At 60.8% G+C, this 14,810-nt stretch carries 14 protein-coding genes and 1 tRNA gene; 6 read left to right on the top strand and 9 right to left on the bottom strand.

Going from position 1 to position 14,810, the window contains the following annotated elements; genetic code table 11:
* Window positions 1-24 precede the first annotated feature (24 nt).
* Entirely contained in the window at window positions 25-2,331 is a 2,307-nt protein-coding gene (locus Q0O05_RS02915; RefSeq protein ID WP_293660394.1) for a VC_2705 family sodium/solute symporter, read from the bottom strand.
* Window positions 2,331-4,721 (bottom strand): phosphoenolpyruvate synthase, encoded by a 2,391-nt coding sequence (gene ppsA, locus Q0O05_RS02910; protein WP_293660393.1) that lies wholly within the window; start codon window positions 4,719-4,721, stop codon window positions 2,331-2,333. The genes Q0O05_RS02915 and ppsA overlap by 1 nt, the downstream gene beginning before the upstream one ends.
* 194 nt (window positions 4,722-4,915) lie before the next feature.
* Here ppsA and Q0O05_RS02905 point away from each other — a divergent pair, with 194 nt between their 5' ends.
* From Q0O05_RS02905 to Q0O05_RS02890, 4 genes are read left to right on the top strand one after another with little or no spacing between them, the layout of a single operon-like run.
* Window positions 4,916-5,737: a pyruvate, water dikinase regulatory protein gene (locus Q0O05_RS02905; protein ID WP_293660392.1), complete on the top strand. Its 822-nt coding sequence runs from the start codon at window positions 4,916-4,918 to the stop codon at window positions 5,735-5,737.
* Between the two features lie 11 nt (window positions 5,738-5,748).
* The gene (locus Q0O05_RS02900) at window positions 5,749-6,471 is read left to right on the top strand and encodes an energy transducer TonB (RefSeq protein WP_293660391.1); all 723 of its coding nucleotides are present in this window, start codon (window positions 5,749-5,751) and stop codon (window positions 6,469-6,471) included.
* A gap of 52 nt (window positions 6,472-6,523) precedes the next feature.
* Window positions 6,524-7,207: a MotA/TolQ/ExbB proton channel family protein gene (locus Q0O05_RS02895; RefSeq protein ID WP_293660390.1), complete on the top strand. Its 684-nt coding sequence runs from the start codon at window positions 6,524-6,526 to the stop codon at window positions 7,205-7,207.
* Window positions 7,208-7,225: 18 nt separating this feature from the next.
* The gene (locus tag Q0O05_RS02890; RefSeq protein WP_293660389.1) at window positions 7,226-7,648 is read left to right on the top strand and encodes a biopolymer transporter ExbD; all 423 of its coding nucleotides are present in this window, start codon (window positions 7,226-7,228) and stop codon (window positions 7,646-7,648) included.
* 11 nt (window positions 7,649-7,659) lie between these two features.
* On the opposite strand, the gene Q0O05_RS02885 is transcribed toward Q0O05_RS02890, so the two are convergent.
* On the bottom strand, window positions 7,660-8,067 hold the full coding sequence (locus tag Q0O05_RS02885; protein WP_293660388.1) for a heme-binding protein: 408 nt from the start codon (window positions 8,065-8,067) through the stop codon (window positions 7,660-7,662).
* A gap of 224 nt (window positions 8,068-8,291) precedes the next feature.
* On the opposite strand from Q0O05_RS02885, the gene Q0O05_RS02880 reads away from it, so the two are divergent.
* Together Q0O05_RS02880 and Q0O05_RS02875 are read left to right on the top strand one after the other, a co-directional pair.
* A complete protein-coding gene (locus tag Q0O05_RS02880) occupies window positions 8,292-8,987 on the top strand; it encodes a Bax inhibitor-1/YccA family protein (RefSeq protein ID WP_293660387.1) in 696 nt (231 codons plus the stop codon).
* Between the two features lie 100 nt (window positions 8,988-9,087).
* A complete protein-coding gene (locus Q0O05_RS02875) occupies window positions 9,088-9,468 on the top strand; it encodes a hypothetical protein (RefSeq protein ID WP_293660386.1) in 381 nt (126 codons plus the stop codon).
* A 15-nt stretch (window positions 9,469-9,483) separates the two neighbouring features.
* On the opposite strand, the gene rlmD is transcribed toward Q0O05_RS02875, so the two are convergent.
* From rlmD to Q0O05_RS02845, 6 genes are all read right to left on the bottom strand, one after another.
* Window positions 9,484-10,953: a 23S rRNA (uracil(1939)-C(5))-methyltransferase RlmD gene (gene rlmD / locus Q0O05_RS02870; protein WP_293660385.1), complete on the bottom strand. Its 1,470-nt coding sequence runs from the start codon at window positions 10,951-10,953 to the stop codon at window positions 9,484-9,486.
* A 73-nt stretch (window positions 10,954-11,026) separates the two neighbouring features.
* Complete coding sequence (locus Q0O05_RS02865) at window positions 11,027-11,881, bottom strand: peptidoglycan DD-metalloendopeptidase family protein (protein ID WP_293660384.1); 855 nt, start codon at window positions 11,879-11,881, stop codon at window positions 11,027-11,029.
* Window positions 11,882-11,895: 14 nt separating this feature from the next.
* Window positions 11,896-12,645, bottom strand: coding sequence for a protein-L-isoaspartate(D-aspartate) O-methyltransferase (locus Q0O05_RS02860; protein ID WP_293660383.1), 750 nt, complete (start codon window positions 12,643-12,645; stop codon window positions 11,896-11,898).
* Window positions 12,642-13,409, bottom strand: coding sequence for a 5'/3'-nucleotidase SurE (gene surE, locus Q0O05_RS02855; RefSeq protein ID WP_293660382.1), 768 nt, complete (start codon window positions 13,407-13,409; stop codon window positions 12,642-12,644). Before surE ends, Q0O05_RS02860 begins: the two co-directional genes overlap by 4 nt.
* 160 nt (window positions 13,410-13,569) lie before the next feature.
* Window positions 13,570-13,645: transfer RNA gene (locus Q0O05_RS02850), tRNA-His, on the bottom strand.
* 39 nt (window positions 13,646-13,684) lie between these two features.
* The coding region (locus Q0O05_RS02845) for a peptidylprolyl isomerase (protein WP_293660381.1) at window positions 13,685-14,810 on the bottom strand (1,126 nt) is incomplete at its 5' end.

Genomic DNA, 14,810 nt, shown 5'->3' with positions numbered 1-14,810 from the left:
CAAGGCGAAGCCCTCGATTATAGCCTAGCGGCTAAACGGAGCCGCATCCTGGTTCGGCGAAGTCTGCCGGCCGCTCAGCAAACTCAACACAACCGCGACAATAAACCCGGCAGGCACGCCGAACACGGCGGCAGACACAGGCTGGATACCGAACCACAGGTAGTCCTGCGTAAGGCCTAACCACTGGGCCGAGGCCGGGAAGTTCAAGACCATGTAAGCCACCGTGGTCCCAAGGCCAGCCAACATGCCCCCCACGGCACCCGCCCGGGTCATGCGTTTCCAGAAAATACCCAGCACCATGGCCGGCACAAACGCGGCACCGGCCAGCGAAAATGAAGCGGACACCAGATACAAAATGCCGGCCGGGCGTTGCGCCGCCACGTAGGCCGCCACCAGGGCCACCACCAGCAGCGCAAATTTGGAGAGCATGACCCGCCGCATGGACTCCGCCTTGTTGCCATTGCCTTCGAAATACATATCGTGCGCCAAGGCGTTACCGATGGTGAGGAGCAGCCCATCAGCCGTGGACAAGGCGGCCGCCAGACCGCCTGCGGCCACCAGCACCGAAACCACATAAGGCAGACCGCCAATGTCTGGCGAGGCCAGCATCAACAGATCAGCCCCCACACGCAACTCGGAAAATTGCAAAAGTCCGTCGAGGTTTACGTCACTGAAGGCCAGCAAATTCGGATCACGCGACCACTGCAACATCCACGCCGGCAGGTCCGCAATAGGCTGCCCCACAAGATGCGACAGCACCTCAAATTTCACCAACACTGCCAAGGCAGGCGCCGACAAATACAAAAGCCCTATGAACACCAGCGACCAGGCCACCGAGCTGCGTGCCTGCGCTACGCTGGGGGCGGTATAAAACCGGGTGAGCAAATGCGGCAACCCCACGGTGCCCACCATCAGGCAAAACATCAGGGCCAGAAAGTTGGCCCGCGACGCCTCGAACTCGCCCTGCTCCGCCGGCGAGCCTCGGGGATCACCGGCAAATGCGCGGCTATGCGGAGCCAAACCACCCAAGGCCTGGGCGCGCTCCGCGTTGTCTTGCATGGCACGGCTCCAGACCTCGCGCGCAGCGTTTGCATCTTTGGGCAAAGCAGCCAGCGCCCTGCGAACGGCCTGTATCTTTTCATCCGGCGCCTTGCTGTCGTTCAAAAAGCGCAATTCCTTGCGCAGGGTCTCGCGCTGTTCGGCAAGTGCTGCCTCCACATTCTGGAGCTTGCGCTCGTACTCCGCAGCCCGGCGAGCGTAGATGGCGATGACTTCCTTCTCGCTGTCGCGCTCAGAGACCGCCTTCTCCAGCTCGCCGATCTTGACCAGCTGCTGGGCATAGGCCAAGGGGGCCAAGGGATTGCCCGTCTGTTGGTACGAGAGCCACGACACCGGGATCAGGAAGGCCAGAATGATGACCACATACTGGGTCACCTGCGTCCAGGTCACTGCCCGCATGCCGCCCAGGAAAGAGCACACCAGCACGCCCCCGAGAGCCAGCAAAATACCAATTTCAAAATGCACCCCGGTCAGGCGCGAGGTAATCAGCCCCACACCATAAAGTTGCGCCACCACATAGGTAAACGAGCACAACACCGCAGACCAGGCCGCAATGCGCCGCGGCCAATGCCCACCGAAGCGCGCCACAAAAAAGTCGGGCACAGTGTAGAGGTTCATGCTGCGCAAATACGGCGCTACCAGGAGCGCGACCAGACAAAACCCGCCCGTCCAACCCAGCACATAGGCCAGGCCGCCTGGCTGCGCGCCGGAGCCTGAGAATCCCTGCAAGTACAAGCCACCGGCCAAGCTGATGAAGGAGGCAGCGCTCATCCAGTCCGCGGCAGTCGCCATGCCGTTGTACATCGCCGGAATACGACGACCCGCCACGTAGTACTCCGCCGCGTCCGAGGTGCGGGCGAACACGCCAATCACCGCGTACAAGGCAAGGGTTACCAACAGGAAGATGCCCGCCACCCAGGCCTTTGGCAGGCCCCATTGCTCCGCCAGCCCCAAGACCAGCAGGAACAAGAGCAGCCCGATGACGAATGTCAAAAAACGTCGATGTATCAGCCGGTTGTAGAGTAAAAATTCCTCGGGCTGCGCGGCCGAACGGGGCAGTTCGCGGCGATTCGCCAGCACCGCAAACACAACAACGATGCCGATAAATACGAGTAGCGAGCCTTGCGCCGCCAGCCAATAGGCCAGCGGCCATGACGGAAAAATGCCCGACAAGTCGCGGGCAAAAAATGCCACACCAAAAGAGAAGACAAACCACAGCGCAAGCAAAACCGCATGCATGCGCCAGTTGCGCCGGGCTGTCGTCTCCTGCATCAGACCGCTAGTTGTTGCCAGGTCGCGATGACCGAGTCAGGATTGAGCGAGATAGAGGAAATGCCTTTTTCCTCCAGCCACTTGGCGAAATCGGGGTGGTCGCTCGGCCCCTGGCCGCAGATACCCACGTATTTACCCTGGCGCTTGCAGGCATCAATGGCCATGGTGATCAAGGCCTTGACGGCGGGATCCCGCTCGTCAAAGTCAGCCGCCAGAAGCTCCAGACCGGAATCGCGGTCCAGGCCCAGCGACAGCTGGGTGAGGTCGTTGGAGCCAATCGAGAATCCATCGAAGTATTCGAGGAACTGATCAGCCAGGATCGCGTTGCTTGGAATCTCACACATCATGATCAGCCGCAGGTCGGCCTCGCCCCGGCGCAGCCCGTGGTGGGCCAGCAATTCGGTCACGCGCTTGGCCTGGCCCAGAGTTCGCACAAAGGGCACCATGACTTGCACATTGGTCAGCCCCATTTCGTTGCGAACCCGTTTAAGCGCCTCGCACTCCATCGCAAAGGCTTCGCCGAACTCGGCGCTGATGTAACGCGCCGCACCCCGGAAACCCAGCATAGGGTTTTCTTCTTCCGGCTCATAACGGCTGCCGCCGATGAGCTTGCGGTACTCGTTGCTCTTGAAGTCGCTCAGGCGCACGATAACGGGCTTGGGCCAGAAAGCGGCTGCAATCGTGGCAACACCTTCTGCCACCCGGTCCACATAAAACGCGCGGGGCGAGGCATGGCCGCGGGCAACCGATTCAACCGCCTTTTTGAGGTCGGCGTCCACGTTCGGGTAGTCCAGAATGGCTTTCGGATGCACGCCGATGTTGTTATTGATGATGAATTCCAGGCGGGCCAGGCCCACGCCCTCATTGGGCAACTGGCAGAAGTCAAAGGCCAGTTGCGGGTTACCCACGTTCATCATGATCTTGACCGCAATCTCCGGCATCACGCCGCGCTGCACTTCGGATACCTCGGTTTCCAGCAATCCGTCATAGATAAAGCCGGTGTCACCTTCGGCGCAGCTCACCGTGACCAACATGCCCTCTTTGAGCAGGTCGGTGGCGTTGCCGCAACCCACGACCGCGGGAATGCCCAATTCACGGGCAATGATGGCGGCGTGGCAGGTGCGGCCGCCGCGGTTGGTCACAATCGCGCTCGCCCGCTTCATCACGGGCTCCCAGTTGGGGTCGGTCATGTCGGTGACCAGCACGTCGCCCGCCTGCACTTTGTCCATTTCGCTGATGTTGTGCACGATGCGCACCGGGCCGGTGCCGATTTTTTGTCCGATAGCGCGGCCCTCGGCCACCACTGTGCCGCGTCCCTTGAGCTTGTAGCGGTACTCGGCGGTTGCGCCGGCCTGGCTTTTCACGGTTTCGGGGCGCGCTTGCAGGATGTAGAGCTGGCCGTCGATGCCGTCTTTGCCCCACTCAATATCCATCGGGCGGCCGTAGTGGGCCTCAATCACCAGCGCGTAGTGCGCGAGTTGCTCTACGTCGGCATCGGTCAGCGAGTAGCGGTTGCGCTGCGCAGGCGGCACATCCACGGTTTTGACCAGCTTGCCGCTGGCGGCCTTTTCTTCAGCGCTGGTAAACACCATCTGCAGCAGCTTGGAGCCGAGGTTACGGCGGATCACAGCGCGTTTTCCAGCCCGGAGCATGGGCTTGTGCACATAGAACTCGTCGGGATTCACCGCGCCCTGCACCACTGTCTCGCCCAAACCGTAGCTTGAGGTGATAAACACCACCTGGTCGAATCCCGACTCGGTATCGATGGTGAACATCACACCGGCAGCGCCTAGGTCGGAGCGCACCATGCGCTGCACGCCTGCGCTCAGCGCCACGCCATCATGGGCAAAGCCCTTGTGCACGCGGTAACTGATAGCGCGGTCGTTGTAGAGCGATGCGAAAACCTCCTTCATCTTGTGCAGCACATCCTCAACACCCACCACATTCAGGAAAGTTTCCTGCTGGCCGGCAAAGGAGGCGTCGGGCAAGTCCTCTGCAGTGGCCGACGAGCGCACCGCAAAACTGGCTTCGCCGTTACCGGCTGCCAAGGTGGCAAAGGCTTCGCGTATGGCCTGCTCCAGATCGGCGGGAAAGGGCTGCGCCTCCACCATGGCGCGAATCTCGGCACCCACCGCAGCCAGCGCGCGAACGTCTTCAGTATCCAGCGCTTTGAGCGTGGCGCTGATTCTGTCGGCTAACCCGTCGTGCGCCAGAAACTGGCGGAAGGCATGCGCCGTGGTGGCAAAGCCCGTGGGGACCCGCACGCCCTGCGGCAGCTGGGAAATCATCTCTCCCAAGCTCGCGTTTTTGCCGCCGACGGACTCGACGTCCGTCATGCGCAAGCGCTCGAAGGGGACAACCAGATCGGTCGCATTGAAAAGTTCAGACATAGGATGCTCCAGAAGTTAAAAACTGTGCATGACCCGCGTGAATCAGCCGCTCACGGGTCGCGTGCCGGACGCGTTTCCTGTTGTTGGTGTTGTGGGAAACGAAAGGCGTCCGAAAATACGCTAAATTGTCACGATTGTAGGTGCGCCCTGCTCTCCCGCCTCCACGCCAGATCACCCAGCCCTCCAGTTCCTTCATGCCCCAACGCACTGTTTTTTTTATTTCTGATGGCACCGGCATTACCGCGGAAACCTTTGGCAATGCCATCCTGGCCCAGTTTGAAACCAAGACGCGCCATGTGCGCCTGCCCTTTGTAGACACGGTGGACAAGGCGCACCAGGCCGTGCGTCAGATCAATCACACCGGCGTAGTCGATGGCAACAAGCCCATCGTGTTCACAACCCTGGTGAATATGGAGGTGCTCAAGGTCATACACGACGGTTGCCAGGGCATGCTGCTCGATATGTTTGGCATGTTTGTGCATCCGCTCGAGCAGGAGCTAGGCCTCAAATCCAACCACCGCATCGGCCGCTTCAGCGACGCCAGCAAGAGCAAGGAATACCATGACCGCATCGAGGCGATCAACTTCTCTCTTGCACATGACGACGGCCAGAGCAACCGCGACCTGGAGCTGAGCGACGTCATTCTGGTGGGCGTGAGCCGCAGCGGCAAGACGCCCACTTCGCTCTACCTGGCCATGCAATACGGGCTGAAGGCCTCCAACTACCCCCTGATTCCTGAAGACTTCGAACGCCGGCAGCTGCCCCCCGCCTTGGTACCGCACAAAGACAAGATTTTTGGCCTGTCGATTCAGCCCGAGCGCCTGAGCGAAATCCGCAACGAGCGCCGGCCGCACTCCCTATACGCCTCACTGGAAAACTGCCGGATGGAAGTGAGCGAAGCGGAGGCGATGATGCGCCGCACCGGCATACGCTGGCTCTCGACCACGACCAAGTCGATTGAAGAGATTGCCACCACCATCCTGCAAGAAATCCGCCCCGAGAGACTGGTGTACTGACCGCTCTCCTTATGCGCCGCAACGCAGTCATCGTTATCAGCGTGCTCGCTCTGCACCTGGTCCTCTTATGGGCCCTGCAGACGGGATTGCTGCGCCGTGCCGCTCAGGCGCTGTTACCGGAAGTGGTGTTGGTCGAAATCATGGCCCCCGCCGTGCCACCACCTCCGCCTCCCGCTCCCCCCTTGCCACGGGAACCGAACAATCCGGTGCCGGTCAAAACCCAGAGTCCGCCACCGACCCCCCCTGCACTTTCCGCCCCCTCGCCGGTCGCAACGGCAGCGGTCGCACCGCAGCCTGCACCCCTTGCCCTGGCAGCAACGGCAGATTCCGCGGCCGTCACCAATGCAGCATCCAATTCCGTACCCTCCGGCCCAGCCGCAGCGTCCTCTGCCAACAGCGACGGACCGGCTGGCAGCGCTGCGGCAGCCGCTTCGCCACCGGCACCCAAAGTGGAGCTGCCGTCCAGCGACGCTGACTACCTGAACAACCCGAAGCCCGCCTACCCCGCTCAGAGCAGGCGCTTGATGGAGACCGGTCGGGTCGTGGTGCGGGTGTTCATTGCCGCCGACGGGCAGGCCAGCCAGGCCAGCGTCAAGCAAAGCAGCGGATTTGATCGCCTGGACCAGGCCTCGGTGGAAAATGCCCTGAAATGGCGCTATGTGCCCGGCAAACGCGATGGCGTTGCGCAGGGTATGTGGTTTGACGTCCCGTTTAACTGGCAGCTCACCCGCTAGCGCGAGGCTGCGGGCCCCTCTTTCTCACCCATCGTTCACCGGAGTTTTTTTCATGGAATCCCAACTTGGACTCGTCACTCTTTGGACCGAAGGCGACTGGGTGACCAAATCGGTCGCGCTCATGTTGCTGGCAATGTCGCTGGCGTCGTGGATGGTCATACTCATCAAGGCGCTGGACGTTTTTAAGCTCAAGTCTCTCGCCGGGCAGACTGAAAAATTCTGGCAATGCTCTGATTTTGAGAGCGGCATCCGCAGTCTGGGTGCGCCGGATGGCAACTTTTTTATCGAATTGGCGCGCGCCGGGCAACAGGCCGCCTCGCACCATCGCGACGCACGGCCCCAACTGCAGGACGCACTCGACGTGAGCGACTGGATCAGCCGCGCCCTGCGCAACAGCATCGATGACAGCACCGCAAAACTGCAGGGCGGGATGGCAGTGCTGGCCTCGGTGGGTTCGACAGCGCCGTTTGTAGGCTTGTTTGGCACCGTTTGGGGCATCTACCACGCCCTGCTGGGCATCGGCGCCTCGGGCCAGGCCACCATCGACCGGGTAGCCGGCCCCATTGGCGAAGCGCTCATCATGACCGCGCTGGGTCTGGCGGTGGCCATACCGGCGGTGCTGGGCTACAACGCACTGGTGCGTGGGAACAAATCGGTCATTACCAAGCTCAATCGCTTTGCACACGACCTGCACGCCTACTTCCTGACCGGCGCACGCGTGGGTCCGTCGCGCTGAACCACCGGAGTCCAAGCCATGGCATTCGGAACACAGAGCGGCGATGCAGACGGCGACAGCGAAGTCATGAACGAAATCAACATGACGCCGCTGGTCGACGTGATGTTGGTGCTGCTGATCATCTTCATCATCACCGTGCCGGTTATGAAACACGCGGTGAACATCGAGCTGCCCACCGCCTCCAGCCAGCCGCAGCAAAGCAAGCCGGAGACACTTCGACTCACCGTCGATGCGCAGGGCGCTTACTTTCTGAATCAAGCGCCTGTTACGGCCGACGCGCTGGAGAATCGGCTCCGGAACGAAGCCGCCAAGGTCCCACAACCCGAGCTACATATCGGCGGCGATAAGGCTGCTCGCTACGAGTTTGTGGCCCAGGCCATGGCCGTAGCCCAGCGCGCGGGACTGCGGAAAATCGGGTTCGTGACCGAACCCAAGTCCTGACCCGCGGCTAATTACAGGCCGATGGCAGCGATGCCCGCCTTGGCTACCTGGGCGTCTTCGGTCGACTTGACGCCGCTCACGCCCACAGCGCCCAGGCACTGACCGTCTTTCATGATGGGCACGCCGCCTTCGAGCATGGCCTCGAGCGTGGGCGCGCTCAAGAAGGACGCGCGGCCGCCGTTGATCACGTCTTCGTAAATCTTGCTTTCCCGGCGGCCCAGGGCTGCAGTGCGCGCCTTGCCGGGGGCGATGTGGGCAGAAACGGGGGCGGCGCCGTCCAGACGCTGGAAGGACAACAAGTGACCGCCATCGTCGACGATAGCAATGCTCACCGCCCAGTTGTTTTTGATGGCTTCTGCTTGGGCAGCGGCGGCAATAGCGGCGACGTCAGCGAATTCGAGTACGGCTTTGGTGTTCATGGCGTGAATAGATAGGTGATTGGGTTGATACAACAAAAACAACCCCGAGCATAACCAAGCGCCGGGCACACTTCGATCCTTGATTGCGCAGGGGAGCTCCACCCAAAACCACATGAATAAGCTCACAGATTGCGGGGGCGGCCTTGTTAAACCCTAAAATGACTTCACCTGCTCGATGCGGGACCTTTGTTGTTCTTCCACTGCAGTTTTATTGGAGTACCACCATGACAGAACGCACCACCACTTTCGGCCAGAGTCTGGGGTTCCCCGGCACGGCCGCGCAGCGCAACAAAGTGCTGCGCAACACGTACTGGCTGCTTTGCCTCAGCCTGATTCCCACCGTGCTGGGCGCATGGGCGGGCGTGGAGCTGAACGTGGCGCCGCTGTTCAGCGGAATTCTGGGCTTTGTGTTGTTCCTGGCTGTGGCCTTCGGCTTTATTTTCGCCATCGAAAAGACCAAAAACTCCGCAGCCGGCGTGCCGATTCTGTTGGGTTTCACCTTCGTCATGGGGCTGATGATGTCTCCCCTGATCCAGCACACCTTGGGCTACAGCAACGGCGCGCAGCTAATCATGACCGCTTTCGGCGGCACCGCAGGCGTGTTCTTCGCCATGGCGAGCCTGGCTACCGTCATCAAGAAAGACCTCAGCGGTATGGGCAAATGGCTGTTTGTCGGCACCATCGTGTTGCTGGTGGGCGGCGTTATCAATGCATTTGTGGGCTCCACCGCAGGCATGATGGCTTTGTCCATGGCGGCCATCGCGATTTTCAGCTTCTGGATGCTGTTCGATATCAAGCGCATCATTGACGGCGGCGAGACCAATTACATCTCCGCCACCCTGTCCCTGTACCTCAGCATCGTCAGCGTATTCCAGAATCTGCTGGCCCTGCTGGGCATCTTTGGCGGCGAGCGCGACTGACGCTCCGGCGCCCCTCTCAGAAAAGGCCCCCTGCGGGCCTTTTTTGTTGTCAATACTTGGCATAAAGTGCCGATATAGACTGTAGGATGCCCATCGCCCTATGAATCTACGCCCTCTCCTCTTGCTCGGAGCTTTGCTGCTCGCCGGATGCGACCTGCAATCGATTCAGGCGGCCATGGCTGACCCCAAGATTGCCCAGCGCGAGGCAGAGGCCAAGGCCATCGGAAGTGCCTGCCGCCACGGCCTTCGCAGCCTGGAAGACTGTTACTCGCTCAATGAAAAAGCGTCCAAATCCGCCATTTACACAGGCTGGAGAGAGATGGACCTCTATATGCGGGAAAACAAAATCGATGGAATCGAGCCCCAGGGCCTGAAACCCCCGCCCCCGCCCCCTCCGCCTCCGCCAGCGCCCCCCCCGGTCATCACCGAGGAAGAGGACGAGCCCAAGCCTAAAAGCAAGTCCAAACCGAGAGCCGGTTAAACAGACCAGCCGGCTTCAAGCTTGCAACTCGAACACTGCGATGCTTTCCACATGCGCAGTGTGGGGAAACATATTCACCACCCCCGCCTTGGCGCACACATAACCCGCTGCATACACCAGCACACCCGCGTCGCGCGCCAGTGTAGCGGGGTTACAGCTGACATACACAATGCGCTTGGGGGGCGTCCAGCCCTGCCGCAGATCTGGTGACTGGTGTAAAGCCGCTAACGCTTGCACAAGGGAATAGGCTCCCTCGCGGGGCGGATCGACCAGCCATTTGTCTGCTACGCCATCGCCCATCAGGATTTCGGGTGTCATCTCAAACAGGTTTCTCGCTACGAATTTTGTAGCTGCTAGCGCAATATCCGCCTGATCTAAAGCCCTTTTTTGCCTCAAATTGAACGCTAAGTTCTCACGCGAACGGACGACCAGCGCCTCAGAACCTTCGACACCCAGCACCTCGCGCGCCTGCGTAGCCAGCGGCAAGGTGAAGTTGCCAAGGCCACAAAACCAGTCAATCACCCGCTCCGTCTTCTGCACTTGCAAAAGCCCCAGAGCGCGGGACACCAACACGCGGTTGATATGCGGATTAACCTGGGTAAAGTCGGTCGGGCGAAAGGCCATGGAAATACCGAAATCCGGCAACGCATACGACAGCTGGCCGGTTTCAAAACCGGGCAACTCGTCAAGCCGGTGAACCGTCTCGGGCCCTTTGGGTTGCAGCCACCACTGCAAACCAGCGTTTGACGCCGCAAAGGCTCGCAGGCGGCCCAGGTCAGCCTCGGAGAGAGGCTCCATGTGACGCAACACCAGTGCGATCACGCCTGAATCGCCAGCTTGACCGCTGCCCACATCGCCCATGGCCAGCTCCAGCTGGGGCAGGGTCTCCACCGCGTCCATCGACTCGATCAGCTGCCGCAAAGGCACCAGCATGTCGCTGACCCGCGGCGCGAGCACCGGGCAGACCTTCATATCTGCCACATAGCGGCTCTTGCGCTCGTGAAACCCGATTAGCACTGTGCCCTTTTTCCGCACAAAGCGCACCGAAAGGCGCGCCCGATAGCGGTAGCCCCATGCAGGGCCCTCAATGGGGCGGATCACGTTGTCGGGCTTGAGTTTGCCGATGTGCCAGAGGTTGTCTTCCAACACCCGCTGTTTGACCGCGACCTGCGCGCCCACATGCAGGTGCTGCATCTTGCAACCGCCGCAGGCACCTTCGTGCAAACCGAAATGCGGGCACTCGGGCTGCACCCGCTGGGACGACTCCACGTGAATGTCGGTCAGCGTGCCCTTCTCAAAACTGGTCTTGCTACGGTGGATCTGCGCACTCACCACCTCAAAGGGAAGAGCACCGTCAATGAAAACCACCTTACCGTCCGCCCGGTGGGCGACTCCCTGCGCCTCCAGATCGAGCGACTTCACTGCCAGCCAGCCCTCAGGCCAGCGCTGAGGGGGGAGAATTTCGTTTTTTTGTTCGTCTGTCATGCCTGAATTGTCTCAGGTCAGAACCGACTACCGCCGCACTGCGATGGCGCTTGCAGGGGCGCCAAGCGGCGGGTTAGCGCACGGGCAGGTATTTAGATGGATCGACCGGCTTACCCTGCTTGCGCACTTCAAAGTGAAGCTTGACGCGGTCCGCGTCGCTGCTACCCATTTCCGCAATCTTTTGACCTCTCTTGACGGTCTGATCTTCTTTGACCAGCAGCGTCTGGTTGTGCGCGTAAGCCGTCAGGTAGGTGTTGTTGTGTTTGAGGATGACAAGGTTGCCGTACCCCCGAAGCCCGGATCCGGCATACACCACCTTGCCCTCCGCAGCCGCCAACACCGCGTCACCGGCGTTGCCCCCGATATCAAGACCCTTGTTATTTTTTGACTCATCGAATCCTGCCAGCACCGAGCCATTGCTGGGCCACATCCACGCCACTGCCTCGTCGCCCACAGCAGAAGTAGCCGCGGCGGCAGCAGGTGCGGGTGCGGCCTTGGACTGGGCAGCAGCGGGCGAGGCAGGTGGCAAAGCCGTGGTCGTGCTGCTGCTGGATGTCACTGGCTTCACGCTCGCCGTTTCAGCTTTAGCGGGAGGCGCCACACGCAGCACCTGCCCAATCTCAATCTTGTTGGGGTTTTCCACCCCGCTCCAGCTCGCAATGTCCTTGGGACTCTGGCCACTCTCCAGACCGATGCGGATCATGGTGTCGCCGGGCTTGACCGTGTAGTAGCCGGGCTTGCCCGCGTTATCAAAACCCGGCGGCGACTTCACGGCTTGCGCGCGGGCATCGGCGCTTGCCGGTGACGCGGAAGATTGCTGTTGCCGGTCTTCGACCGGGGCGCGGCTCAGTGACGTGGAACTGCAGGCGCTCATCAGAGCACACACCAAGCCAACGACACCCCAAACCGACACGCGCATACCGACCATAGTGCTTCTTCCCTTTAGGCAACGCCTGATTTTAGGGGTACAAAGTTCACCTGCTCCAGAATGCTTTGCTGTACGCCCGTTGCCGTTTTGTCCACGACCAGCAAGGCTTGGCCGCCTGCATGCACGACAGGGGCAACCAGCCGTCCGCCCAACGCCAACTGGTCCACCCAGGCCTGGGGAAGTGACTCGCCGCCCGCCGCAGAAATGATGCCCGCGTAGGGCGCGCCTTGGGCGTAGCCGATCATGCCGTCCCCAAAAAGCAAATGCAAATTCGGCAAACGCAAGGGGCGCAGGTTGTCGCGCGCCTTGTCGTGCAGGCCCTTGAGTCGCTCAATGCTGTACACCTCGTTGGCAACGCAGCTCAACACCGCTGCCTGGTAACCACAGCCGGTGCCGATTTCCAGCACCCTGCCCATCCGGCCCTGCGCGCCATTGCGCAGCAGCTCAATCATGCGGGACACCACGCCCGGCTTGGAAATCGTCTGACCCAGACCAATGGGAAGGCTGGTGTCTTCGTAAGCCTGATTCACCAAGGCACTGTCCACAAAGCGGTGCCGCTCTACCGTGCCCATGGCCGATAACACCAGCGGGTCGCTCACTCCCTGCCCGGCCAGCTTTTGCACCATACGCTGTCGCACCGCCATCGAATCCATTCCCACGCCCTGCGGCACAGGCATCAGCGCTGCAGCGGGCTGCGATTTGAAACGGGGTTGAGCGTCCGGCGCTGTATCGAGACGGGCCGGGAAAGAGGGCCGCTCTCTCATACCGCCGCAGTGGACATGCGGCTAACGGTCTGCCCCCAGTAGCCGAGGTTGGCGTGGTCGGTCAGGTCCACCTTCAGCGGGGTGATGGACACATGCCCCTGCGCAGTGGCGTGAAAGTCAGTGCCCTCAGCGTCATCCATGACGGGGCCGGCGGCGCCAATCCAATACATCGTCTCTCCGCGCGGGCTCTGCTGCTTGATCACCTTTTCCGCAGCATGACGCTTACCCAATCGGCACAGGCGGCTGGATCCGATCTGCTCAAAAGGCAGGTTGGGAATGTTCACATTTAGCAACCAGGGGGTCGGAGTGATCATCTGGTGGTGTTGCATGGCCAGCACCATTTCGCGCGCCTTGCGCCCGGCGGACTGCAAATGCACCCAATCGCGTTCCACCTGCGAAAACGCAATTGCCGGAATGCCGAACAAAAACCCCTCCATAGCCGCGCCCACAGTGCCCGAATAAATCGTGTCATCCCCCATGTTGGCCCCGTTGTTGATGCCGGAAACCACGAGGTCGGGCCGGTAGTCCAGCAGGCCCGTAAGCGCGATGTGTACGCAGTCTGCCGGCGTGCCGTTGACATAACGAAAACCGTTTGCCGCGCGGTGCACGTATAAGGGCGAGTGCAGGGTTAGTGCGTTGGACTTCGCGCTGTTGTTTTGCTCGGGCGCAATGACTTCAACTTCCGCAATGTCTTTGAGCGCGTCGTACAGAGCAACAATGCCCGGCGCCTGGTAACCGTCGTCGTTGGATATTAGGATTTTCATGGCAGCGAAGAGTGTTGCCTGATTGTAGGTGGGGCGTGTGGCGAACAGCGAGGGACGGAAATGAAGCCTTGGGTTGCGACTGAGAGCTAACCGAGGCGATTAAGCAAAAAGCCCGCTATCGTTTACGTAGCGGGCTTTCCTTGTGCCAAAGGGCTTTATGTGGGGTGGCTGATGGGGCTCGAACCCACGACAACAGGAATCACAATCCTGGACTCTACCAACTGAGCTACAGCCACCGTAGGCGGAAATTATAGCCTCAAAACCTCGGTAAACCCTTAGTTGCCGCCGGCCTTGTCGGCGCTTGGAGTAGGCACTTTGATCTGCGCCTTGAAGCGTTGCTTGAGGTTGTCGTAGTAGGCCGCGTTCTCTGCTGCGGCGACCCATTGGGCGTATTGGGACTGCTCTTGCTGGGATTTCCCCTGATCCACGGCATTGCGCGGCAAGACTTTGTTGACCCGCACCACGACATAGCCTTGGCCGCCGATATCGACTCCTGCAAACGCAGGCAATGCGCCGGCACTCAGACGCAATGCGGCGTCCACCGCAGCACCGGGCAGGCCCTGAGCCGCATCGCGCGAGATGATGACTGCGGGCGGCATTGCGGTGGCGGCGGGATTTGCCTGCAAGGCGGCCAGTTTTCCGACGCCCTCATTCTTGGCCTGCTCCAGTGCGCGACTGACCACCAAGCGATCACGCACTTGGGCTTTCACTTCGCCCAACTCCAGGGCCCGGGCAGGACTGTGGGCCACCACACGCGCAGACACTAGCTGGTTGGGGCCCAATTCCAGGGCTTCGGTGTTGCGCTTTTTCTCCAATGTGTCGGGGTTAAACAGGGCCTCCAGCAGCTTAGGGTTGGCCAACGGGCCCCGGACTCCAAGGGCGGGCTGGCGCTGCACCTTGGAGCCCGTCTTGATCTCAAGCTTCAAGCGCTCTGCCACGGGCTTCAGGCTGTCGGACTCCTCGTACACGCCGTTGGTAAAGGACTCCGCAACTTCTGCGAACTTGCGCTGCGCAAGCTGGGTGCGGACTTCGGGCTCCAGGGTCGCGCGGGCTTCTTCGAACGACGGCTGTTTGGCGCCTTTGATGTCAGTGAGCTTGATGATGTGGAATCCAAAGTCGGACTCAACCAAATCGCTTATCTCGCCTTTCTTCAAGGCAAATGCCGAGTCTTCAAAGGGCTTGACCATGGCACCCCGTCCAAAGAACTCCAGATCGCCACCCCGCGGTGCGGAGCCTTCATCTTGTGAATTCTTCTTTGCAAGGTCAGCAAAAGATTCGGGGGCCTTGCGTGCCTGCGCCAGCAATGCCTGCGCTTTTTCACGGGCCTTCGCACGGTCTGCTGCAGGGGTGTCTTTGGGTGCGGTGATCAAGATATGGCTGGCGCGGCGCTCCTCCGTGCCG

It is taken from the genome of Rhodoferax sp. OV413 (assembly GCF_945881795.1).
Lineage (GTDB): Bacteria > Pseudomonadota > Gammaproteobacteria > Burkholderiales > Burkholderiaceae_C > Allorhodoferax.
Note: the sequence above shows the minus strand (reverse complement) of the source record. Positions and strands in the feature narration are given on the sequence as shown.